Below are 23,067 nucleotides of genomic sequence, written 5' to 3' on the forward strand. Positions count from 1 at the left end.
CACACAGAAGGGTTCCCTACGATGGCGCGGTGACCAGTACCGCGTCCTCCACGGACACCCGGCAGGACCAGGCCCCGCACGACCAGCGGCCGTCATGGCTCCAGCGGCTGCGCCGCTTCGGCTATCCGGCGGGCCCGGCCACGGCCGGCGGCGGCCCCGGCGACGTACGCGACCGCCTGGTGCCGCCGTACGCCGAGCCCAGCCCGCGCCTCTGGCTCGTCCTGGGCGTGCCGCCGGCCCTGGCCGGGCGGATCACCCGCTGGTCGGGCTGGCTGGGCCCGCTGCTGGTGACGCTGGTCGCGGGCGTGATGCGGTTCTGGAACCTGGGCAGCCCGAAGGCGGTGATATTCGACGAGACGTACTACGCGAAGGACGCCTGGGCGCTCGTCCACCGCGGCTTCGAGGTCAACTGGGACAAGAACGCCAACGACCTGGTCCTGCAGTCGGGCGGGCATCTGGCCGTCCCCACGGACGCGGCGTACGTGGTGCACCCGCCGGTGGGCAAGTACGTCATCGGTCTCGGCGAGCTGATCTTCGGGTTCGACCCGTTCGGCTGGCGGTTCATGACGGCCCTGCTGGGCACGCTCAGCGTGCTGCTGCTGTGCCGCATCGGCCGGCGGATCTTCCGCTCGACCTTCCTCGGCTGTCTGGCGGGCGCGCTGATGGCGGTGGACGGCCTGCACTTCGTGATGAGCCGCACCTCGCTGCTCGACGGTGTGCTGATGTTCTTCGTGCTCGCGGCCTTCGGCTGTCTCGTCGTGGACCGGGACCGGTCGCGGGCGCGGCTCGCCGCCGCGCTGCCCGCCGACGCCGACGGCCGGGTCCGCCCGGACGCGCAGACCGCCGACACGCTCCGCCTGGGCCTGCGCCCCTGGCGCTGGGCGGCGGGCCTGATGCTCGGGCTGGCCTTCGGCACCAAGTGGAACGGGCTGTACATCCTCGCCGCGTTCTGTGTGCTGGCGCTGCTGTGGGACGTCGGCGCCCGCAAGGTGGCCGGGGCGCGGCATCCCTATCTGGCGGTGCTCAAGTACGACACGGGCCTGACGTTCCTGGCCACGGTGCCGGTGGCGATCGCCGTGTACCTGGCCTCCTGGACCGGCTGGATCCTGTCCCCGGCCGACGGCACGGGCGGCTACTTCCGCAACTGGGCGGCGACCGACGGCAAGGGCGGCCACTGGACGTTCCTGCCGGACTGGCTGCGCAGCCTGTGGCACTACGAGCACGAGGTGTACGAGTTCCACGTCGGCCTGTCATCCCCGCACACCTACCAGTCCAACCCCTGGAGCTGGCTGGTGCTGGGCCGCCCGGTCTCGTACTTCTACGAGTCCCCCTCGCCCGGCGCGGACGGCTGCCCGGCCGACGCGGGTCAGAAGTGCGCCCGTGAGGTCCTGGCGCTCGGCACTCCGCTGCTGTGGTGGGCGGCCTGCTTCGCGATCCTGTACGTCCTGTGGCGCTGGCTGTTCCGCCGCGACTGGCGCGCGGGCGCCATCGCCTGCGGCATCGCCGCCGGCTATCTGCCCTGGTTCATGTACCAGGAGCGCACGATCTTCTTCTTCTACGCCATCGTCTTCGTGCCGTTCCTGTGTCTGGCGGTGGCGATGCTGGTCGGCGCGATCGTCGGCCCGCCCGGCTCCACCGACACCCGCCGGGTGATCGGCGCCTCGGGCGCGGGCGTCCTGGTCCTCCTGATCGCCTGGAACTTCATCTACTTCTGGCCCCTGTACACGGGCACGGCGATCCCGATCGACCAGTGGAGATCGAGGATGTGGCTGGACACGTGGGTCTAGCCGTGCGCGGGGGTGACGGCCGGTCTCCGTTCGGACACCATCCGACAACATCCCTCACCTTCGCACCACGGGGCCGCCTACAGTTCGGGGGACGGTCGCGGGGGCACGGGGAGGGATCGGCAGTATGCGCAGGGGGGCCAAGGCCGCCGTCGTGGGCGGTGCGTTCGTCGTGCTGGCGGCGGGGGCCGGGTACGGGACGTACAACGTCGTGTCCGCCGTGCGGGGCGGCGGGGGCACGGGCGGCGGGCCCGCGGCCGTGCGGACCGGGCCGCCCACCGGCGGCGAAGTGCGGGAGACCACGCGGAAGTTCTTCGCCGCCTGGGAAAAGGGCGAGGCGGCGACGGCGGCCTCGTACACGGACAACTCGGCCGGCGCCGAGCCGCTGCTCACCGCGTACGCGCAGGACGCGCACATCACGCACGTGCGGATCACGCCCGGCACGGCGACCGGCACCACCGTGCCCTTCACGGTCAAGGCCACGGTGTCGTACGACGGCAAGTCGAAACCGCTCACCTACAGGAGCAAGGTGACGATCGTGCGCGGCCTGACCACGCACCGCGCGCTGGTCGACTGGCGGCCCTCCGTCGTGCATCCCAGGCTGCGGCCCGGCGACACCCTGGTGACCGGGGAGTCCGCGAGCCCGCCCGTCGAGGCGGTGGACCGCGACGGAAAGGTGCTCACGAAGGACGCCTATCCGTCGCTGGGTCCCATCCTGGACGAGCTGCGCGACAAGTACGGCGCGAAGGCCGGCGGCAGACCCGGGGTGGAGCTGGCGGTGCGGCACGAGGCCGACGGCGCCGCCGACACCCCGCTGCTCACCCTCGCCGAGGGCCGGGCGGGCCGGCTGCGGACGACGCTGAGCGCGAGCGCACAGGCCGCGGCCGAGACGGCGGTGCGCAGGTACCCGGAGTCCTCGGTGGTGGCGGTGCGGCCGAGCACCGGCGAGGTGCTGGCGGTCGCCAACCACCGCGAGGACGGCTTCAACGCGGCCTTCCTCGGCAAGCTGGCCCCCGGCTCCACCATGAAGATCCTCAGCGCGGCCACGCTCATCGACAACGGGATCACCACGGCCGACGGTCCCGCGCCCTGCACCCCGGACGCGATGTGGGAGGGCCAGACCTTCCACAACCTGGACGGCCTGGCCCCGAACCAGAACGCGACGCTCTCCGAGAGCTTCGCCCGCTCCTGCAACACGGCGTTCATCAAGTACACCGACGATCTCAAGACCGACTCGCTCACCCGGGAGGCCGAGGACCGCTTCGGCCTCGGCCGGGACGACTGGCAGACCGGTGTCCCGTCCTTCGACGGCTCGGTGCCGGCCACCGGCGGCCCGGACATGGCGGCCTCCCTCATCGGACAGGGCCAGGTCCAGATGAGTCCGCTGAACATGGCGTCGGTGACGGCGACCGCGATGACGGGCACCTTCCGGCAGCCGGTGATCGTGCCGCTCGGCCTCGACGGCCGTGCACCGGCCCGCGCGCGGGGGCTGTCCGCGGGCACGGTGCAGCAGTTGCGGGCGATGATGCACCGCACCGCGACCAGCGGCACCGCGGCCGGTGTGATGGCCGGCCTCGGCGGCGACATCGGCGCGAAGACCGGGTCCGCGGAGGTCGACGGGCAGAGCAGGTCCAACAGCTGGTTCACCGGGTACCGGGGCGACGTCGCGGCAGCGGCGATGGCCCAGGACGCAGGCCACGGCGTCGACGCGGCCGGACCGATTGTCGCAGCCGTGCTACGGACAGGTGGCTGACGTCACCCGTACAGGACGGGACTCTAGGGTGGTGGCCGTCGTTGAGGAGCATGGGGGCAACGAGGGTGACGGGGACCCTGGGGAAATCGCGGAGGAACTGAGGCAGTGGGCAAGAGAAGGCGCGTCGCCGAGCGACGGAAGACCGGACCCGCCGTGCTCGGCGGGATGTGCGCCGTCGTCGTGATCGGCGCCGGGGTCGCCGTCTACGCGCTCTACGACGGCGGCGCGGCGGCCGAGGACCGGACGCAGTCGACGTCGGCGACGGCGGACGGCAAGGCGGTGAAGACCGGCCCGCTCACCGCGGCCGAGGTGCGGACCGCCGCCACGGCCTTCCTGACGGCGTGGCAGCGCGGCGATGTCGCGCGGGCCGCCGCCGCAACGGACGACGCGAGCGCCGCCACCGCGCTGCTCACCGGCTACACCAAGGACGCCCACCTCAAGGACGTCCGGGTCACCCCCGGCACCGGCACCGGCGCCGAGGTCCCGTTCTCCGTGCGGGCCACCGTGTCCTACAAGGGCGTGAGCAAGCCGCTGGCGTACGACAGCGCGCTCACGGTGGTGCGCGCCGCGTCCGACGGCGAGCCGGTGGTGGGCTGGCACGCCGCCGTGCTGCACCCCGATCTGAAGGACGGCGACACCCTGGTCACCGGCGAGTCCGGCACACCGCCGGTGACGGCGCTGGACCGCGACGGCGGGAAGCTGACCACGGCGGCCTACCCGTCCCTCGGCACGGTGCTGGACGGGCTGCGCGAGAAGTACGGCAAGCTGGCGGGCGGCAAGGCCGGCGTCGAACTGCGCGTGGTCCGCGGCAAGGAGTCCAAGAAGGCGAAGCTGTCCGACAAGACGCTGCTGGAGCTGAGCAAGGGCACGCCGGGCACGGTACGGACGACGCTGAGCGCGAGCCTGCAGGCCGCGGCCGAGCGGCAGGTCGCCGCGTCCCAGCGCGCCTCGGTCGTGGTGCTGCGGCCCTCGACCGGTGAAGTCCTCGCGGTGGCCAACACCAGCCGCGGCTTCAACACGGCCCTGCAGGGCTCGCTGGCCCCCGGCTCCACGATGAAGGTCATCACGTCGTCGCTGCTCATCGAGAAGGGCCTGGCCGCCGCGGACGAGTCCCATCCCTGCCCCAAGACGTTCACGTACGGCGGCTGGAAGTTCCACAACGACGACGACTTCCAGATCAAGGGCGGCACGTTCAAGGCGAGCTTCGCGCGCTCCTGCAACACGGCCTTCATCAGCCAGGCGGGCAAGCTGGCCGACGACGACCTGACGAAGCAGGCCCAGCAGGTGTTCGGCCTGTCCATGAACGACTGGGCGATCGGCGTGCCCACCTTCGACGGCTCGGTGCCGGTGCAGTCGGCGGCGCAGATGGCGGCCTCACTGATCGGCCAGGGCGGGGTGCGCATGAACCCGCTCAACATGGCGTCCGTGGCCGCGACGGTGAAGGCGGGCGTCTTCCGCCAGCCGTACCTGGTCTCCCCGTCGGTCGACCACCGCAAGCTGGCCACCGCGTCCCGCACGATGTCCGCGGGCACCCTCTCCCAGCTGCGCGAGCTGATGCGGTACACGGCGGCGTACGGCACGGCGGCGCAGGCGATGTCCGGTCTCGGCCCCGACTACGGCGCGAAGACGGGGTCGGCGGAGGTCGACGGGCAGAAGAAGCCGAACGGCTGGTTCACGGCGTACCGCGGGGACCTGGCCGCCGCGGGCGTGGTCCAGGCGGGCGGGCACGGCGGCGACACGGCGGGGCCGATCGTGGCGGCGCTGCTGCGGGCGGGCGGCTGAGGCGGCGCCGGGCCGGGCCCGGGGCCGCGATGCGCGGATGCTCTGCGCTCAGATGCTCTGTGCTCTGTGCGGCATCGGTTCGGCGGCCATATAGGTGCGCCGCAGGAACCGGAGCAGGGCCTTCGACTCGAACTGCACCACGGAGACCCCGTGCGCGGAGTGGAACTCCACGACGGCCTGGACCCGGCCGCAGGGCCACACCCGGACGTCTCCGCTCTCGGCGGGCGCGCGCAGACCCTGTTCGAGCAGCGCGCGTGCGAACGTCCACTCATGGGGTCCGGGCAGCGGATCGGGCAGTCCGACACGCACCGACCTCGGGTCCGCCTCGGGGTCGTAGCGCAGGATGACGGGGACGGCGGGGGCGTCCTCGCGGAGGTCCTCGTCCGTGACGACATGGGCTCGTGCGTACTGTTCGACTACGGACATCAGACAGCCCCTAACGCCGCGTTACCGAGATGAATCCTGTGTATTCACGTGTACCCACCTCCATCCCAATGTCGCATATTTCCAGGAATGTGCTCATTGGGAGCCGGACGATCTCACCTGTGCAATAAACGACAACCTCGCTCTTGCAAGACGTTCGCAACAAGCGCCTAGAATCGACGGGTGCATGTACCTGACGGATTCATCGACGCGCCCACCTCCGCCGTCACCGGCGTGGTCGCCGCCGGCGCCATCGCCGTGAGCCTGCGCGGCGCGCGACGCGAGTTGGACGAGAAAACCGCGCCGCTGGCCGGTCTCGTGGCCGCGTTCATCTTCGCGGTGCAGATGCTCAACTTCCCCGTCGCCGCCGGAACCAGCGGCCATCTGCTCGGCGGGGCGCTCGCCGCGATACTCGTCGGCCCCTACACAGGAGTGCTCTGCGTGTCCGTCGTCCTGCTCATGCAGGGCATCCTGTTCGCCGACGGCGGCCTGACCGCACTCGGCGTGAACATCACCGACATGGCGATCGTGACCACCGTGGTGGCCTACGCCGTCTTCCGCGGCCTGCTCGCGGTGCTGCCGGGCGGACGGCGCTCGGTCACCGTCGCCTCCTTCGTCGCCGCGCTGGTGTCGGTGCCGGCCGCCGCCTGCGCCTTCACCCTGATCTACGCGATCGGCGGCACCACCGACGTGGCCCTCGGCAAGGTCGCCACCGCGATGATCGGCGTCCATGTGCTGATCGGGATCGGCGAGGCCGTGATCACCGCGCTCACGGTCGGCGCCGTCATCGCCGTACGGCCGGACCTGGTGCACGGGGCCCGGGGCCTGCGGCGGGAGCTGAAGCTGCGGGTGAACGGCGAACTGGTCGACGCCCCGGCCGCCCCGGTCCCGGCCGCCGCCCGGACATCACGCCGCACCCTGTGGATCACCGGTCTCGTCACCTCGCTCGTGCTCGCCGGGTTCGTCAGCTTCTACGCCTCAGCCAACCCCGACGGCCTGGAGAAGGTCGCCCACGACCACGGCATCGACAAGAAGGCCGAGGAGCACGCTTCGGCCGACTCACCGCTCGCCGACTACGGCGTCAAGGACATCTCCGACGCCCGGCTCTCCGGCGGCCTCGCCGGTGTGATCGGCGTCGGCGTCACCGTCGTCGCGGGCAGCGCGGTCTTCTGGACGGTGCGCAGGCGCCGCACCCGGGACGTCTCCCCCGCGGGCACGGACGTCTGACATGGGGGCCGGACACACCCATCGGCTGTACCGGCACGGGCACTCGCCCGTGCACGCGCTGCCGCCGCACACCAAACTCGCCGCCGCCTTCGCCTTCGTGGTGGTCGTGGTCTCCACCCCACGCGAGGCCGTGTGGGCGTTCGGACTGTACGCCGTGCTGCTCGCGACGGTGGCGCACCGCGCCCGGATCCCGGCCGGTTTCCTGCTCAAACGCCTGCTGATCGAGGTGCCGTTCGTCGCGTTCGCGGTGCTCATGCCGTTCGTGGCGGAGGGCGAGCGGGTGGACGTCCTCGGCCTGTCGCTGAGCGTGCACGGCCTGTGGGGCGCCTGGAACGTGCTCGCCAAGGGCACGCTGGGCGTCGCCGCCTCGGTGCTGCTGGCCGCCACCACCGAACTGCGCGAACTGCTGCTCGGGCTGCAACGGCTGAAGCTGCCGCCCCTGCTGGTCCAGATCGCGTCGTTCATGATCCGTTACGGCGACGTCATCACCGACGAGATGCGCCGCATGCGGATCGCCCGCGCATCACGCGGCTTCGAGGCACGGGGCGTGCGCCACTGGGGCGTGCTCGCCAAGTCCGCCGGGGCGCTGTTCATCCGCTCCTACGAACGCGGCGAACGCGTCCACCTGGCCATGGTGAGCCGCGGATACGCCGGCTCGATGCCGGTCATCGACGAGGTCACCGCGTCCCGGGCCCAGTGGTCGTACGCCCTCACCCTCCCGTTCGCCGCGCTCGTCGTCTGTCTGCTGGGATGGACCCTGTGACCACTGACTCGATCCCCGCGTCCCTGGAGGTCTCCGGCCTCGCCTTCGCCTACCCCGACGGCCACCAGGCCCTGTTCGGCGTCAACTTCCGCATCGGCCGCGGCGAACGGGTCGCGCTGCTCGGCCCGAACGGCGCCGGCAAGACCACCCTCGTGCTGCACCTCAACGGCATCCTGAGCGGTGGGGCCGGGACGGTGACCGTGGCCGGACGGCCGGTCGGCAGGAAGCACATGGCCGAGATCCGGCAGAAGGTCGGCATCGTCTTCCAGGACCCCGACGACCAACTGTTCATGCCGACCGTGCGGGAGGACGTGGCGTTCGGACCCGCGGCGGCCGGTCTGAAGGGCACGGCGCTTAAGGAGCGGGTGCGCACGGCCCTGGAACGGGTGGGCATGCAGGACTTCGCCGACCGGCCACCGCACCACCTCTCCTTCGGCCAGCGGCGCCGGGTCGCCGTCGCCACCGTGCTGGCGATGGAGCCGGAGATCCTGGTCCTCGACGAGCCCTCCTCCAACCTCGACCCGGCCTCCCGCCGGGAACTCGCCGACATCCTGCGCGCGCTGGACGTCACCGTCCTCATGGTCACCCACGACCTGCCGTACGCGCTGGAGCTGTGCCCGCGCGCCCTGATCCTCAGCGACGGCGTGATCGCCGCGGACGGTCCGACCGGCGACCTGCTCTCCGACGACGCGCTGATGCGCTCCCACCGCCTGGAACTGCCCTTCGGCTTCGACCCGCGATCGGTGACGACGGCCGGGCGGTGACCCGCGGAATCGCAGTCCGACCGCGCGTGTTGCACTGACAGTCGAAGGTGAGCCGAAGGGGTGTGCGGGCGTGGACGTGAACGGCACAGTGGCCGAGGGCTTCGAGCCGGTCAGGGAGGCGTTCCAGCGCAACTTCGCGCACCTGGGCGAGCGGGGCGCTGCGGTCGCCGTGTACCGGGACGGGCACCGGGTCGTCGACCTGTGGGGCGGCACCAAGGACGTGCACGGGACGGCCGGGCTGTCGGGGACGGACGGGAACACCGGGGCCGCCGAGAACGCCGGGGCCGAGCCCTGGGAGCGCGGCACCGCGCAGATCGTGCGCTCGGCCACCAAGGGCGTCGCCGCGGCCGTCCTGCTCCTGCTGCACCAGCGCGGGGAGTTGGACCTGGAGGCGCCCGTGGGCGCGTACTGGCCGGAGTTCAAGACCGCGGGCAAGGAGCGCACGCTGGTGTGGCACCTGCTCGCGCACCGCGCCGGCGTGCCCGTGCTGGACCGCCCGCTCACCCCCGCACAGGCGGCCGATCCCGAGCTGGGCGCGGCGGCCGTCGCTGCCCAGGCGCCCGTGTGGGAACCGGGCACGGACCACGGCTACCACGCGCAGACCTACAGCTGGCTCACCGGGGAGCTGGCCCGGCGCATCACCGGCCGGCCCGTCGGCGCCTGGCTCGCCGACGAGATCGCCGGGCCGGTCGGCGCGGACCTGTGGCTCGGGCTGCCGGACGCGCAGGCCGCGCGCGTGGGCCGGGTCGGGCCCGTCGAAGCACCCGAAGCGGCCGGCGGGCTGCGGACCCGGCCCAAGCGGTCCGTCGCCGAGGCGTACGCCGACCCCGGGTCCCTGACCCGCCGCGCCTTCGCCGCGATCACCCCGCTGCCCGACGAGAACGACCCCGGCTACCGCGCCGCCGCCCTGCCCGCCTCCAACGGCATCGCCACCGCGGACGGGCTGGCCCGGTTCTACGCGGCGCTGATCGGCGACGTGGACGGCGGCCGGCGGCTGTTCACCCCGCGCACCATGGAACTGGCCCGCGGCGAACGGTCCGCCGGGCCCGACCGCGTCCTGGTCGTGGGCACTCGCTTCGGCCTCGGCTACATGCTGCACGGCACGGCGTCGCCGCTGCTGACCACCGGCTCCTTCGGGCACCCCGGGCGCGGTGGCGCGCTCGGCTTCGCCGATCCGGAGTCGGGGATCGCCTTCGGCTATGTGACGAACGGCTTCCGGCAGAGCGTGACCGCGGATCCGCGGGCGCAGGCCCTTGTACGAGCGCTACGTGCGGCTCTCGCCGGGGAGTTGGCGGCTCCCTCGGCTGGGGTCGGCTAGATTTGCCCCCGGTGCCCTTACCCTGCGGGCCGCGCTGCCGGTCTTCGTCTGCGGCGCCATCGTGGCTGGTCGCGCAGTTCCCCGCGCCCCTTACGGGGCGCACTGCCGGCCCTTGACCGCAGCGCCGTCGTGGCTGAGCGCGCAGTTCCCCGCGCCCCCTGCGGGGCGTCGGCTGTTCAGACGTTGATGGGGTGGGACGTGCGGCCGGAGGCTGCGTCTATTTCGTTGTGGGCCTTGGTCAGTAGTTGCATCGCCAGCTCGTTGAGGGCGCGGGCGCCCGCTATCTCCTCGCCGACCCGCGGCTGATTGCTGTCGGTGCGGTGCCGGCTCGCCTGGCCGTGTGCCCGCACCTCCGTGCCGTCGGGCAGCCGCAGCAGGGCCGCCGCCCGCGTGTGCTGTTCGTCCTCCTCGAACTCCATCTCGACGTGCCATCCCACTGTGCTGTGCATCATGAGGACCACCTCCGGAACCACTGATTCCAGGGTGCGCCCACGCCGCCGCCACGTCACGCCGGACCGCGTCAGGACTCCGGCTCGCCGTCGAAGCTCGCGAAGTACGCGGCGGCCATGTCCTCGTCGCCGTGCCCCTGCGCGGCGGCCCGGGCGAGGCGTTCGGCGGTGGCGGCGGCGACATCCAGGCGTACGTGACCGCGCTCCCCCGCCCGCACGATCAGCCGCGCGTCCTTCTCGGCGGTGGTCACCGCGAACTGCGCGGGCGTCAGCTGCCCGTCGAGGATCATCCCCGCCTTGGCCCGCAGGTACCCCATGTCGAGCGGTCCCTCGGCGATCAGGTCGAAGAAGCTGTGCGGGTCGACGCCGAGCGCCTGGGCGAGGGCGACGACCTCCCCGCCGGCCGCGGTGACCGCGAGGACCCAGCTGTTGGCGACCAGCTTGAGCCGGGTCGCACCGGCCTCGGCCCCGTCGTCGCCGGTCCACAGGGTCCGCACGCCGATCGCGTCGAAGACGGGCTTGACCGTCGCCCGGTGCTCCTCGGGTCCTGCGGCCAGCACGGTGAGCTGCCCGGACTCGGCGGGCTGCCGGGTGCCGAGGACGGGGGCGTCGTAGAAGACGAGGCCGTGCTCGCGGGCGAACGCGGCGAGTTCGGCGACGGAGTCGAGGCCGGCCGTGGTCGACTGCGCCCAGACGGCGCCGGAGCGCAGCGCGGGTGCCGCCTCGCGCATGACCTCCAGGACGGTGTCGCCGTCGTACAGCATGGTCAGCACGATGTCGGCCCCGTGCACCGCCTCGGCCGGGTCGGCGGCGATGTGCACCCCCTCGGAGGCCAGCGGCTGGGCCTTGTCCCGGGTGCGGTTCCAGGCGCGGACGGCGTGTCCGGCGCGGGCGATGTTGCGGGCCATCGCGGCGCCCATGATGCCCGTGCCCAGGACGCTCACGGTGAGCTTGTCGGTCATGCGTGCTCCTGTTCTGGAATGTCCTGCTCGCGGATTCCCGCTCCGGCGCGACCCATACGGGAGTCGATGCGTCGTCTCTTCACAGCCGCCCTCCGGGCCGGTACCGCCGCGGCGATCTTAGGCGGCCTCTTCACCGGACGACGGCATGGAGCTGATCGGCGCGCTGGGCGCCGCCACGGCGTGCGTCGGGGTCGGGGCGGCGTTCGCCATGCTCGTCGTGGTCACGCGGAGCCTGCTGAGCGGAGCGACGGACCCGCGGACCGAGATCGCCGAGGTGTCGCCCGCGGGCCGTGCCGCGGTGGTCAGGGGGTGCGCTCGCGTACGTCCACCAGGGTGCCGCCGGCATGGGCGATCAGCGTCTTCGGGTCCATCGGGAACACGGTGTGCGGGGTGCCGGCGGCGGCCCACACGAGGTCGTGGCCGAGCAGCGAGCGATCGGCGAGCACCCGGGTGCGGGTCCGGTGCCCGAAGGGCGGCACACCGCCGATGGCGTACCCGGTGGTCTCCCGTACGACCTCGGCCTTGGCCCGGGTGACGGATTCGGCGTCCAGTTCCGCCCGGACCCGCTCGACGTCCACCCGGGACGCGCCGTCCATGAGGACGAGCACCGGCACCCCTCCCCCAAGCTCTCGGCTTCGCTCAAGCAGGGGGGACCCCCACACGGCGAAGATCAGCGACTTGCAGATCTGGCTCAGCTCGCAGCCGATCGCGGCGGCGGCCTCGGCGGCGGTGCGGGTCGCGTCCGGGAAGCGCCGGATGCGCGCGTGCAGGTCTTCGAGGCCCAGCTCGTCCAGGGCGGCGGCGAATTGGGGGTGGGCTCCGGAGCCCTCGGCGTCCGGGGCGGCTGTCGGCGTCGTCGGTGGCATGGGTGCACCGTAGCGGGACGGGCGGACGGCGGGCGAACGGGTTCGCTCGCGTCGCGGGACGAGCGAACGGGCGGACGGGCAGGCGGGCGAGTTGGGTCGCGGGACGGGCAGGCGGGCGAACAAGTTCCGTCGCGTCGCCCGGGACACAGAAGGCCGGTGAGGGCAGCCCCGTCCCCACGGTCCCTCACCGGCCGGTTCCTGTGTCAGGCGGTGCGCGTCAGGCGCGTACCAGCTCCCGGTCCTCGTCCCGTGGCCGGTCGTCGTCCCGGGCGCGCAGGCCCTCGCCCTCGACGTCCACGTTGGGCAGCAGGCGGTCCAGCCAGCCGGGCAGCCACCAGGCACGCTTGCCGAGCAGGGCGAGCACCGCGGGCACGATCGCCATGCGCACGATGAAGGCGTCGAAGAGCACGGCGACCGCGAGGCCGAAGCCGATCATCTTCACCATCGACTCGCTGGAGCCGATGAAGCCGGCGAAGACCGCGATCATGATCACGGCCGCGGCCGTGACGACCCGTGCGCCGTGCCGGAAGCCGGTCACCACGGCCTGGCTCGGCTTCTCCCCGTGGACGTACGCCTCCCGCATCCGGGTCACCAGGAACACCTCGTAGTCCATGGCGAGGCCGAAGACCACACCGACCATGAAGATCGGCATCATCGACATGACCGGACCGGTCTCCTCGACGCCCATCAGGCCGGACAGCCAGCCCCACTGGAAGACGGCGACGACGGCGCCCAGGGCGGCCAGCACGCTCAGCAGGAAGCCGAGGGCCGCCTTCAGCGGCACGAGGACGGAGCGGAAGACCACGATCAGCAGCAGGAACGCGAGGCCGACGACGAGGGTCAGATAGGGCAGCAGCGCGTCGTTCAGCTTCTGCGAGACGTCGATGTTCATCGCCGTCGAACCGGTGACCAGCACCGTGGCGTCGGTGCTCCGGGCGATGTCGGCGCCGGTGTCCCGGATCGCGTGCACCAGGTCCTCGGTGCTGGTCGAGGACGGCTTGGAGTCCGGGATCACGGTGATGGTCGCGGTGTCACCGGCCTTGTTGGGCGCGGCCGGGGCCACCGTGACGACGTTCTCAAGGCCCTTGATCCGGTCCTCGACGTCGGTGAAGGCGGCCTTCGGGCGGTCGCTGTCGAAGGCGTCGACGACGACCATCAGCGGGCCGTTGAAGCCCGGCCCGAAGCCCTCGGAGAGCAGGTCGTAGGCGCGGCGCTGGGTGGTGGACGTCGGCTGGGAGCCGTCGTCGGGCAGGCCCAGTTCCAGGGAGCCGGCCGGGACGGCCGCGGCGCCGAGGCCGACAATGCCCAGCAGCAGGACGGCGACCGGGCGGCGCACGACGAAGCTCGCCCAGCGGGTGCCCATGTTCGGCCGGCCGGCCTGCTGCGGCTGCTCGGCCTTGCGCCGGCCGCCGAACAGCCTGCTCTTCTCGCCGGCCGGCTTGACCCTGCGGCCCACGTAGCCGAGCAGCGCCGGGATCATGGTGAGGGCGATCAGGACCGCGACGGCGACGGTGCCGGCGGCCGCGATGCCCATCTTCGTCAGCATCGGGATGTTGACGACGGACAGGCCGACCAGGGCGATCACCACGGTGAGGCCCGCGAAGACCACCGCGGAGCCCGCGGTGCCGACGGCCCGCCCCGCGGCCTCCTCGCGGTCGCGGCCCTCGGCGAGTTCGGCGCGGTAGCGGGAGAGGATGAACAGCGCGTAGTCGATGCCGACGGCGAGGCCGATCATCATCGCCAGGATGGAGGTGGTCGAGCCCAGGTCGAGGACGCTGGCCAGCGCGGTGATGGCGGAGACGCCGATGCCCACGCCGATGAGCGCGGTCAGCAGCGGAAGCCCGGCCGCGATCAGGGAGCCGAAGGTGATGACGAGGACGACCGCGGCGACCGCGATGCCGATGACCTCGCTGGATCCGGTCTCCGGTGTGGCGCTGAGCGCGTCACCGCCGATCTCGACGGTCAGCCCGGCGTCCCGCGCGTCCTCGGCGGCCTGGTTGAGCGCGTCGCGCGAGGAGTCCTCCAGCTCCATGCCGGAGACCTTGTACGTGACGGACGCGTAGGCGATCGTGCCGTCCTTGCTGACCGCCTTGCCCTTGTACGGGTCGGCGACGGAGGCGACCTCGGAGCCGTCGCCCAGCTCCTTCACCGTCTTCTCGACGGTGGCCTTGTTGTCCTTGTCCGTCATCTTCTCGCCGTTCGGCGCCTTGAAGACGACGCGGGCGGTCGCGCCGTCGGCGCTCATGCCGGGGAAGCGCTGTTCCAGCAGGTCGAAGGCCTTCTGTGCCTCCGTGCCGGGGATCGAGAAGGAGGTGTTGCCGGCCGCGGGCGCGCTGGCCGCGCCGACGCCCGCCAGGGTCAGCAGCGCCACCCAGATCAGGGCGACGAAGTGCCGTCGCCTGAAGGCGAGCCGGCCCAGTTTGTAGAGGAACGTGGCCACGAGGGCGTACTCCCGGTCAGTCGTGGGGTGTTCAGGGCAGGGGTGATCGACCCGTGGGGGCAGGGCTGATCGGCCCGACGACGTGAGCGGTGACGTCAGGTGGGGCTGGGGAGGTGCGAGGTGGTCAGTCGGTGGGCACGCCGAGGGCGGGGAGGACCACGGCGTCGACGTACGAGATGAGGAAGGCACGGGTGGGTGGCTGGTCGTCGAGCAGTGCTCGGGTGGCGAAGCCGCCGACCATCATGTGCACCAGGAATTCCAGCGCCGGGCAGTCCGGGCGGACCTCGCCGCGGTCTATGGCGCGCTGCACCACCTGGCGGAACCCGTTCATCTCGGGGTCCACGAGCTGGTTGCGGAACGCCTCGCGCAGGTCCGGGTTGTTGTGCATGGCCATGGCGACGCCGCGCATCAGGGCGGAGTTCCGCTCGATGACGCAGTCGTCCTCGGCCGCCATCAGGGCGTGCAGATCGCCCCGCAGCGATCCGGTGTCGATGTCCTCGATGTTGCCCGGCTTGCCGTGCCGGATGGCCTTCACGACCAGGTCGGCCTTGCCGCCCCACTGGCGGTAGAGGGTGGCCTTGCTGGACCGGGTGCGGGCGGCCACGGCGTCCATGGTGAGGGCGTCGTAGCCGACTTCCCGGAGCAGATCGAGCACGGCCTCGTACAACTCGGCCTCACGCTCAGGAGTGATCCGACTGCGACGCCCCGGTGCGAGCACCGGCTCCACCGGAGCGGCTGACGCCACACCCCTGGATGCCCCAGCCATACCACTCAGCCTTCCTGCTCCGAACGACACGGTTTCGTACGAGACGAATGTAGCGCACCCACCATCGAAACGAAACTGTTTCGTACGTGCGCTGGGTCACGTCCGTCAGTTCCGCATAAGTTGCCCGTGCGCAGACGGCGGAAAAGCATGGGGAGGTGAGCTATCTGCGCCTGCCGCACCTCAGCGGCGACCTGCTGTGCTTCGTGGCCGAGGACGACCTGTGGCTGGCCTCCCTCGACGCACCCGGCCGCGCCCGGCGGCTCACCGTCGACCGCACCAAGACCGGCCACCCGCGCTTCTCCCCCGACGGCCGCCGGATCGCCTACACCACCTGGCACAGCCTGGTACCCGAGATCCACCTGGCCGACGTCGACGGCGGACCGGGGCGGCAGTTGACGTACTGGGGCAGTGCCGACACCCGGGTGTGCGGCTGGACGCCGCCCGGCCCGGACGGCGTGTCCGACATCCTCGCCGTCGCCTCCCACGGCCAGCCCTTCTCCTACTTCACCTGGGCCTACAAGGTCTCCACCGAGGGCGACCCGGGCCGCACGCTCCCCTGGGGCCCGGTCAGCGACATCCAGGTCGCGGACATCGCCGACGAGCGCAGGACCCTGCTGCTGACCGGCACCCCGCCGCACGAACCGGCCGGCTGGAAGCGGTACCGGGGTGGCGCCATGGGCCGGCTGTGGCTGCACGGACGGCGGCTGCTCGCCGACCTCGGCGGCCATCTGGACTCCCCGATGTTCGTGGCCGGCCGGATCGCCTTCCTCTCCGACCACGAGGGCGTCGGCAACCTCTACTCGTGCGCGTACGACGGCTCCGACCTGCGCCGCCACTCCGACCACGACGCCTTCTACGCCCGGCACGCCGCCAGTGACGGAACGCGGGTGGTGTACCAGTGCGGGGGCGATCTGTGGCTCGTCGACGACCTGTCGCCGCACGCCGTGCCGCGCCGGCTCGACGTGCGGCTGTCCGGCCCGCGGGCCGGCCGCCGCCGCTACCAGGTCCCGGCCGCGCAGCACGTGGACGGCGTCTCGGTCGACGAGACGGGGCGGGCCAGCGCCGTCGTCGTGCGCGGCAGCCTGTACTGGCTCACCCACCGCGACGGCCCGGCCCGCACCCTCGCGGACACCCCGGGCGTCCGGGTCCGGCTGCCGGAGATGCTGGGCTCGACCGGGCAGATCGCCTACGTCACGGACGCCGAGGGCGAGGACCGGATCGAGATAGCCCGGCTGCCGAGGGCCAGCGGCGACCAGGCGCCGCGCCGGCTGGCCCCCCGAGGGCTTGGCCGGGTCCTGGAACTGGCCTCGGACCCCTCGGGCGAACGCCTCGCCGTCGCCGCGCACGACGGACGACTCCTCCTCATAGACACCACCGAAGCCACCGAGGACGCCGGGGACTTGGGGAACACCGGGGACTCTGAGAACTCCAAGGGCGCCGGAGGCGCCGGGGAAGCCGGCGGCTCCAGGATGGACGGGGGCTCCGGGGAAGCCAGCGGCTCGGGGATAGCCGGGGGCTTGGGGGCTTCTGGCGGTTCCGGGGGTGGCGGCCCCGGCGACTCGGGCGATGCCCCCGCCGGGGGTTCCGGGGGCGGATCGTGGGTGGACGGCGGGGGTGAGGGGGTCGTCGAGGTGATCCGGTCCGTCAACGGGCCGGTGAAGGACCTGGCGTTCGCCCCGGACGGGACCTGGCTGACCTGGTCGCACCCGGGGATCGGACGCTCACTGCGGCAGATCAAGATGGCCCGCGTCCCCGGGACCGGACAGGCGGACCGGCTGATCGTCGACGTCACCAACGGCCGCTTCGAGGACGAGAACCCGGTGTTCACCCGGGACGGCCGCTACCTGGCGTTCCTGTCCTGGCGCGGCTTCGACCCGGTGTACGACGTGCACACCGGCGACCTGTCCTTCCCGCTCGGCTGCCGCCCCTACCTGGTGCCGCTGTCGTCCGCCACCCCCTCCCCGTTCGCGCTGAACCCGGACGGGCGCCCGGCGGCCGGCGGCCTGGACCCCGCCGAGGACGGGCCCGGCGACGGCAACGCGGTGACCGTCGAGGTCGAGGGCCTGGAGAGCCGGGTCACCCCGTTCCCGGTGACCGCCTCCAAGTACTCGGCGCTGCACCCGGTGGCGGGCGGCGGCCTGGTCTGGCTGCGCTGGCCGATCTCCGGCGCGCTGGGCGAGACCTTCGTCAACCCGGCCGACATCAGCGGGCGCCCGACCCTGGAGCACTTCGACATCACCAAGGCGAAACGGTCCGAACTCGTCGGTCATCTGGACTGGTTCACGGTCAGCGGCGACGGCACCCGGCTGGTCGTGGTCGACGAGGACGACCTGCGCGCCGTACCGTCCACCGATCCGGGCGACGCCGACACGACGGTCTGGATCGATCTGCGCCGCATCCTGCACGAGGTCGACCCGCCCGCCGAGTGGCGCCAGTCCTTCGAGGAGGCGGGCCGGCTCATCCGGGCCTACTTCTGGGACCCGGGAATGTGCGGCATCGACTGGGACGCGGTCCTCGACCAGTACCGGCCGCTGGTCGAACGCGTCGCCTCCCCGGACGACTTCGCGGACCTGCTGCGCGAGGTGCTGGGCGAACTGGGCACCTCCCACGCCTATGTCACCCCGGCCCGCCGCAACGAGGGCCCACCCCACTACCAGCGCTACCAGGGCCTGCTCGGCGCCAACTTCGTCTGCCGGGACGGGCACTGGACGGTCAAGCGGATCCTGCCCGGCGACTCCTCCGACTCCCGGGCGCGCTCGCCGCTGGCCGGCACCGGCATCCGGGAGGGCGCCGTGCTCACGCACGTGGACGGGCGGCCGGTGGACCCGGTGGCGGGCCCGTACCCGCTGCTGGCGGGCGCCGGCGGCACGACCGTGGAGCTGACCTTCGCCCACTGCCCCTCCGGGGACGAACTGACCGGCGCAGGCGGCTCCGTGGCGGTCCCGGGTGACCGGTCGCGGCGGGTGGCCGTCGTCCCGCTGATCGACGAACGGCCGCTGCGCTACCAGGACTGGGTGGCCAAACGCCGCGAAGTCGTACGGGAGTTGAGCGGCGGCCGGTGCGGCTATCTGCACATCCCCGACATGGGCGGCTCCGGCTGGGCCCAGTTCAACCGCGATGTGCGCATGGAGGTGTCACGGCCCGCGCTCCTGGTGGACGTGCGCGGCAACGCGGGCGGGCACATCAGCGAACTCGTCGTCGAGAAGCTGACCCGGACGATCCTCGGCTGGGACGTGACCCGCGACGCGCAGCCGGTGTCGTACGCGTCGAACGCGCCGCGCGGCCCGATCGTGGCGCTCGCCGACGAGGCGACCTCCTCCGACGGCGACATGATCACGGCCGCCATCCGGCTGCTGAAGCTGGGGCCGGTGGTCGGGCAGCGCACCTGGGGCGGCGTGGTCGGCATCACCGGGCGGCACCGGCTGGGCGACGGCACGGTGATCACGGTGCCGATGAACGCGGCCTGGTTCGACGCGTACGGCTGGTCCGTGGAGAACCACGGCGTCGCCCCGGACGTGGAGGCCCTGCGCACGCCCCTGGACTGGGCCGAGGGCCGCCATGTCGAGATGGACGAGGCGATCCGGCTGGCCATGGACCTGCTGGACACCTGGCCCGTGGCGACCCCACCCGACCACGACGACATCCCCGACCGCTCCCGCCCACCCCTCCCACCCCGCCCATGACCACCGGGAGTTGAGACCCCACGCCGACCACACACGGCCGCCGCCCGGCCACAAACGGCCGCCGCCCGGCCACAAGCGGGCCGCACGCCCGGAGTTGAGCCCCACGTCAGCCACGAGAGGTCCTCCGTGCCGAGGCGGGGCGGGGCAGGCGGAGGGGCGCCCCGCGTCCGGGGCGCCCCTTGTGGGCCGATGGCCGACCGTGGCGTCAGGCGTCGTAGTCCTGGTCCATGCGGTCGTGCATCTCGCGCTCGGTGTCCTGCTTGTCCCGCGGGTTCTGGCGGCCACGCTCGGACTGCGGCTTGCCGGACTTCTGCTGACCGCGCTGGCCGGCCTTCTCGCGCATGTTCTGCTCGGCCTGGTCCCGCATGCTCTTGGCCTTGTCCTGGAACTGGTCCTTGATACCCATGTGGGTTCACTCCCGTGAGGGTGAGGGGGGTTGGGGCCCTCAGTGGGCCCCGACCAGATTCACACGGCTGGACACGGAGCGCATGTCGATCAGTTACCGTGCGTAGCACGCTCCTGTTCGTCGGCCTGACCGCCCGCGCCGACGAGCCCCGTGCGCTTCCCCTGGAGCCGGGGCGCGAACCGCCGCATCTCGCGCTGTCCCACCGTCCCGACGAGCCCCGGCAGCCAGCCGCGTACGCCCTGCATCCCGCGCAGCCACCACTGCCCGTACACATGGCTCGACCGGCGTTCGATCCCGGCGACGATACGGTCCACCGCGGGCCCCGGCGGATAGGTCCTGCCCGCCGGCCACGGCAGCCGCTGCCGCAACTCCCGCATGACCTCGTCCTGGTCGGCGCCGCGCACCATGTCCGTGTCGGTCCAGGACAGATACGCCACCCCGACCCGCACCCCCCGGTGGCCGACCTCGGCGCGCAGGCTGTGCGCGTACGCCTCCACACCCGACTTGGACGCGCAGTACGCCGTCATCATCGGCGCCGGGGTGATCGCGGCGAGCGAGGCGATCTGCAGCAGATAGCCGCGGCTCTCGGTGAGCAACGGCAGGAACGCGCGGGCCGTCACCGCCGAGCCGATCAGATTGACCTCGATCACCCGCCGCCAGGCGTCCGGGTCGGAGTCGGCGAAGGGGCCGCCGGTGGCGACGCCCGCGTTGGCGACGACGATGTCCGCCTTCCCGAACCGTTCCTTGACCTCGCCTGCGACACGGGTCATCGCCTCGTGGTCGGTGACGTCGGCGTACCAGTGGCCGCCCGGGCCGTGCAGCCGTCCGGCGACGTCCCTCAGCGCGTCCGCCTCCAGCCCGACCAGCGCCACCGTTGCGCCGTGCGCGGAGAGTTTGCGGGCGAGCAGCGCGCCGACGCCGCGCGCCGCTCCGGTGACGACCGCGACCTGCCCTTCGAGGCCGACCCTCATGCGCCCTCCTTGGCATGCCTGTTCTCGGCGCCCGCACCGTCCACGGGGCCTGTCGTGTCTGCGGCGCCTGTCGTGTTTGCGGCGCCTGTCGTGTTTGCGGCGCCGGCCCTCCGTACGGCGCCGGCCGTGTCTGCGGCGCCGGTCGTCCGTACGGCACCCGCTGTCCGTACGGCACCCGTCCTGCTCCCGGCCCCGGTCGTGCTCCCGGTGCCCGCCGTGTCCCGTGTCTGCCGGGCGTAGGTCGTGGCGAGTTCCCGGATCCGCCCGCTGATCAGGCCGGGGGCCTCCAGCGGGGTCATGTGCCCGAGGCCGGGCAGTTCGGTCAGGCCGACGCAGTGCGGCAGCGCGGCGGCGATGGCCCGCGCGTGCACCGGCGGGGTGAGCCGGTCGGCACTGCCCACGACCACCGCCGTAGGCACCGCCAACTCCCGTACCGCGTCGTCGAGATCGAGCCGTTCCAGCACCTGCGACCAGGCGTGCCGGGCGCCGCGCGGGCAGGCGTGCACGATCCGTGCGCACGCCTCCACCACGGCCGGGGCGGAACCGGCGCCCATCGTGGCGTACTTGAGGATCCGCCGGGCCATCGGCGTGACCGGTCCCAGCGGGGCGCGCGAGCCGAGGATCCGCGCCGTGAGCCAGGTGCGCCCGCGCCCGGCGCGCAGGGGTATCACCCGTGCCTCGGCGACCAGCCGCGAACTGCCCGTGCCGCACAGCAGGACGGCGGCGGCGTGCTCGCGGAGGCGGGGCCGCGCGGACGCCGCCAGCACGGTCATGCCGCCCATGGAGTGGCCCGCGATCACGGCCCGTTCGCCGGGCGCGAGCGTGTGGGCGAGCACCGCCTCCAGGTCGTCCGCCAGCGCCCGCGTGGAGCAGACGGGGTGCGCCGGGCTGCGCCCGTGGCCCCGCTGGTCGTACGCGATGACCCGGTGGTCCGCCGCCAGGTCCCGGATCTGCGCCGCCCAGAAGGCGGTCGAGCAGGTCCAGCCGTGGGCGAGGACGACCGGCGGCGCGTCCTTCGGGCCGTGCACCTCGGCGTGCAGCCGCGCGCCGTCGGCGGAGACGACCGTCAGCTCCCGGGCGGGCGCGGGCGGCGCGCAGGGGCCCGCGGTCGGCCGTGTCAGCCGGCTCATGCCCCCACCCCCGCCGGGGCCGCGGCACGGGCGGGCACCCGCAGCACCTCGTACTCGGCGAGGTCCACCCGCCGGGTGGCCCGCCGGAACTCGGTCGTCGTACCGGGCCAGACGGTGGTGTTGCGGCCGCTCGCGTCCAGATACCAGCTGGTGCAGCCGCCGGTGTTCCACACGGTGCGCCTCAACCGCTCCTGGATCCGCTCGTTCCAGGCGCGCACGGCGCCCGGGCGGGCGTCGAGGGCGGCACGCCCGCCTAGCACGTCCAACTGCCGCAGGAAGTCGGCCAGATAGTTCAGCTGGGACTCGATGACCAGGACCATGGAGGAGTTCGCGAGTCCGGTGTTCGGCCCGATGATCGTCAGCCAGTTGGGGAAGCCGGGCGCGCAGCTCCCGCGCAGCGCCTGCATGCCGTCCTTCCAGGACTCCGCCAGCGTCCTGCCCCCGGCCCCGACGACCCGTTCGGCGATCGGCATGTCGGTGACGTGGAATCCCGTGGCGAAGACGATCGCGTCGACCTCGGCCGCACTGCCGTCGGCGGCGAGCACCGTGGCACCCCTGACCTCGCTCAGCCCGTCGGCCACCACGTCGACATTCGGCCGGGTCAGGGCCGGATAGTAGGAGTTGGACAGCAGGATGCGTTTGCAGCCGATCCGGTAGTCGGGGGTGAGTTTGGCGCGCAGCGCGGGGTCCTTGACGGCGCGGGCGATGTTGCGCTTGGCCAGCCGCTCGACCAGGCCGAGTTCGCCCGGGTGCTTGGTGAACGCCTGCACCTGCGCCTCCCGGATGCCCCACAGCAGTCCGCGCCGTACCTGGGTGGTGAAGGGCAGCCGCCGGTGCAGCCGGCGTTCGATGCCGCTGATGGCCCGGTCGGCGCGCGGCATCACCCATGGCGGGGTGCGCTGGAAGAGGGTGAGCCGGGAGACGAGCGGCTGGAGGGCCGGCACGATCTGGATCGCGGAGGCGCCCGTGCCGACCACGGCGACGCGCTTGCCGCGCGGGTCGTAGCCGTGGTCCCAGCGGGCCGAGTGGAAGACCTTGCCCGGGAAGGAGTCGAGGCCCGGGATCGCGGGGATCTTCGGGTCGGACAGCGGCCCGGTGGCGGAGACGACGACATCGGCGAAGAGCGGGCCTGCGCTGGTCTCGATGTGCCAGCGCAGCCGCTGTGTGTCCCAGGTCGCCCTCTTCACTTCGGCGCCGAAGCGCAGGTGCGGGCGCAGCCGGAAGGTGTCGGTGACGTGCTCCAGGTAGGCGCGGATGTGTTCCCTTCCGGAGAAGGTGCGCGGCCACTCGGGGTTGAGCGCGAAGGAGAAGGAGTACAGGTGGGACGGCACGTCGCAGGCGCACCCGGGGTAGCTGTTGTCCCGCCACGCGCCGCCGACGCTGTCCGCCCGTTCCAAGACGACGAAGTCGGTGATCCCCTCGCGGCGCAGCCGCACGGCGGCGCCCAGCCCGCCGAATCCCGACCCGATCACCGCCACCCGCACATGCTCGTGCTCGGCCATTCCGCAGCCTCCAGGCATCGCAATGGATTACGCCAGTGAACACTGGCGCAATGGGAGGGTAGAGCAGCCGCGTACCGC

At 72.6% G+C, this 23,067-nt stretch carries 18 protein-coding genes; 8 read left to right on the top strand and 10 right to left on the bottom strand.

From position 1 onward, the window contains the following. The first annotated feature begins 29 nt into the window (after positions 1-29). The 3 genes from AC27LF_RS20560 to AC27LF_RS20570 all read left to right on the top strand — a co-directional run bounded on the left by AC27LF_RS20560 (position 30) and on the right by AC27LF_RS20570 (position 5,319). Complete coding sequence (locus tag AC27LF_RS20560) at positions 30-1,787, top strand: dolichyl-phosphate-mannose--protein mannosyltransferase (RefSeq protein WP_479659291.1); 1,758 nt, start codon at positions 30-32, stop codon at positions 1,785-1,787. Between the two features lie 124 nt (positions 1,788-1,911). Continuing rightward, entirely contained in the window at positions 1,912-3,537 is a 1,626-nt protein-coding gene (locus AC27LF_RS20565; protein WP_479659290.1) for a penicillin-binding transpeptidase domain-containing protein, read from the top strand. A 105-nt stretch (positions 3,538-3,642) separates the two neighbouring features. Next, the gene (locus AC27LF_RS20570) at positions 3,643-5,319 is read left to right on the top strand and encodes a penicillin-binding transpeptidase domain-containing protein (RefSeq protein ID WP_479659289.1); all 1,677 of its coding nucleotides are present in this window, start codon (positions 3,643-3,645) and stop codon (positions 5,317-5,319) included. Between the two features lie 48 nt (positions 5,320-5,367). On the opposite strand, the gene AC27LF_RS20575 is transcribed toward AC27LF_RS20570, so the two are convergent. After that, entirely contained in the window at positions 5,368-5,745 is a 378-nt protein-coding gene (locus tag AC27LF_RS20575; protein ID WP_479659288.1) for an SsgA family sporulation/cell division regulator, read from the bottom strand. 180 nt (positions 5,746-5,925) lie between these two features. Between AC27LF_RS20575 and AC27LF_RS20580 the strand changes: the two genes are divergently transcribed. From AC27LF_RS20580 to AC27LF_RS20595, 4 genes are all read left to right on the top strand, one after another. Then, entirely contained in the window at positions 5,926-6,969 is a 1,044-nt protein-coding gene (locus tag AC27LF_RS20580; protein WP_479659287.1) for an energy-coupling factor ABC transporter permease, read from the top strand. Position 6,970: 1 nt separating this feature from the next. Continuing rightward, entirely contained in the window at positions 6,971-7,732 is a 762-nt protein-coding gene (cbiQ, locus tag AC27LF_RS20585) for a cobalt ECF transporter T component CbiQ (RefSeq protein ID WP_479659286.1), read from the top strand. Beyond that, entirely contained in the window at positions 7,720-8,496 is a 777-nt protein-coding gene (locus AC27LF_RS20590; RefSeq protein WP_479659285.1) for an energy-coupling factor ABC transporter ATP-binding protein, read from the top strand. Before cbiQ ends, AC27LF_RS20590 begins: the two co-directional genes overlap by 13 nt. A 70-nt stretch (positions 8,497-8,566) precedes the next feature. Further along, entirely contained in the window at positions 8,567-9,814 is a 1,248-nt protein-coding gene (locus AC27LF_RS20595; RefSeq protein WP_479659284.1) for a serine hydrolase domain-containing protein, read from the top strand. A gap of 176 nt (positions 9,815-9,990) precedes the next feature. On the opposite strand, the gene AC27LF_RS20600 is transcribed toward AC27LF_RS20595, so the two are convergent. The 5 genes from AC27LF_RS20600 to AC27LF_RS20620 all read right to left on the bottom strand — a co-directional run bounded on the left by AC27LF_RS20600 (position 9,991) and on the right by AC27LF_RS20620 (position 15,297). Then, entirely contained in the window at positions 9,991-10,266 is a 276-nt protein-coding gene (locus AC27LF_RS20600; RefSeq protein WP_479659283.1) for a DUF1876 domain-containing protein, read from the bottom strand. Between the two features lie 68 nt (positions 10,267-10,334). Then, positions 10,335-11,225 (bottom strand): NAD(P)-dependent oxidoreductase, encoded by an 891-nt coding sequence (locus AC27LF_RS20605; RefSeq protein WP_479659282.1) that lies wholly within the window; start codon positions 11,223-11,225, stop codon positions 10,335-10,337. 302 nt (positions 11,226-11,527) lie between these two features. After that, positions 11,528-12,091 (bottom strand): YbaK/EbsC family protein, encoded by a 564-nt coding sequence (locus AC27LF_RS20610; RefSeq protein WP_479659281.1) that lies wholly within the window; start codon positions 12,089-12,091, stop codon positions 11,528-11,530. A gap of 217 nt (positions 12,092-12,308) precedes the next feature. After that, a complete protein-coding gene (locus AC27LF_RS20615) occupies positions 12,309-14,531 on the bottom strand; it encodes an MMPL family transporter (RefSeq protein ID WP_479659280.1) in 2,223 nt (740 codons plus the stop codon). A 124-nt stretch (positions 14,532-14,655) separates the two neighbouring features. After that, complete coding sequence (locus AC27LF_RS20620) at positions 14,656-15,297, bottom strand: TetR/AcrR family transcriptional regulator (protein WP_479659279.1); 642 nt, start codon at positions 15,295-15,297, stop codon at positions 14,656-14,658. 155 nt (positions 15,298-15,452) lie between these two features. Here AC27LF_RS20620 and AC27LF_RS20625 point away from each other — a divergent pair, with 155 nt between their 5' ends. Further along, positions 15,453-18,980 carry a S41 family peptidase gene (locus AC27LF_RS20625; RefSeq protein ID WP_479659278.1) on the top strand — a complete coding sequence of 1,176 codons (3,528 nt, stop codon included), beginning with the start codon at positions 15,453-15,455 and terminating at the stop codon, positions 18,978-18,980. 205 nt (positions 18,981-19,185) lie between these two features. On the opposite strand, the gene AC27LF_RS20630 is transcribed toward AC27LF_RS20625, so the two are convergent. The 4 genes from AC27LF_RS20630 to AC27LF_RS20645 all read right to left on the bottom strand — a co-directional run bounded on the left by AC27LF_RS20630 (position 19,186) and on the right by AC27LF_RS20645 (position 22,989). Then, positions 19,186-19,386 (bottom strand): hypothetical protein, encoded by a 201-nt coding sequence (locus tag AC27LF_RS20630; RefSeq protein ID WP_404027238.1) that lies wholly within the window; start codon positions 19,384-19,386, stop codon positions 19,186-19,188. 89 nt (positions 19,387-19,475) lie between these two features. Then, entirely contained in the window at positions 19,476-20,357 is an 882-nt protein-coding gene (locus tag AC27LF_RS20635; RefSeq protein WP_479659277.1) for an SDR family oxidoreductase, read from the bottom strand. After that, on the bottom strand, positions 20,354-21,487 hold the full coding sequence (locus tag AC27LF_RS20640) for an alpha/beta fold hydrolase (protein WP_479659276.1): 1,134 nt from the start codon (positions 21,485-21,487) through the stop codon (positions 20,354-20,356). Before AC27LF_RS20640 ends, AC27LF_RS20635 begins: the two co-directional genes overlap by 4 nt. After that, positions 21,484-22,989, bottom strand: a complete 1,506-nt coding sequence (locus AC27LF_RS20645) for a flavin-containing monooxygenase (RefSeq protein ID WP_479659275.1) — start codon at positions 22,987-22,989, stop codon at positions 21,484-21,486. Before AC27LF_RS20645 ends, AC27LF_RS20640 begins: the two co-directional genes overlap by 4 nt. Positions 22,990-23,067 lie beyond the last annotated feature (78 nt).

The sequence above is a fragment of the Streptomyces diversicolor genome (assembly GCF_057537855.1).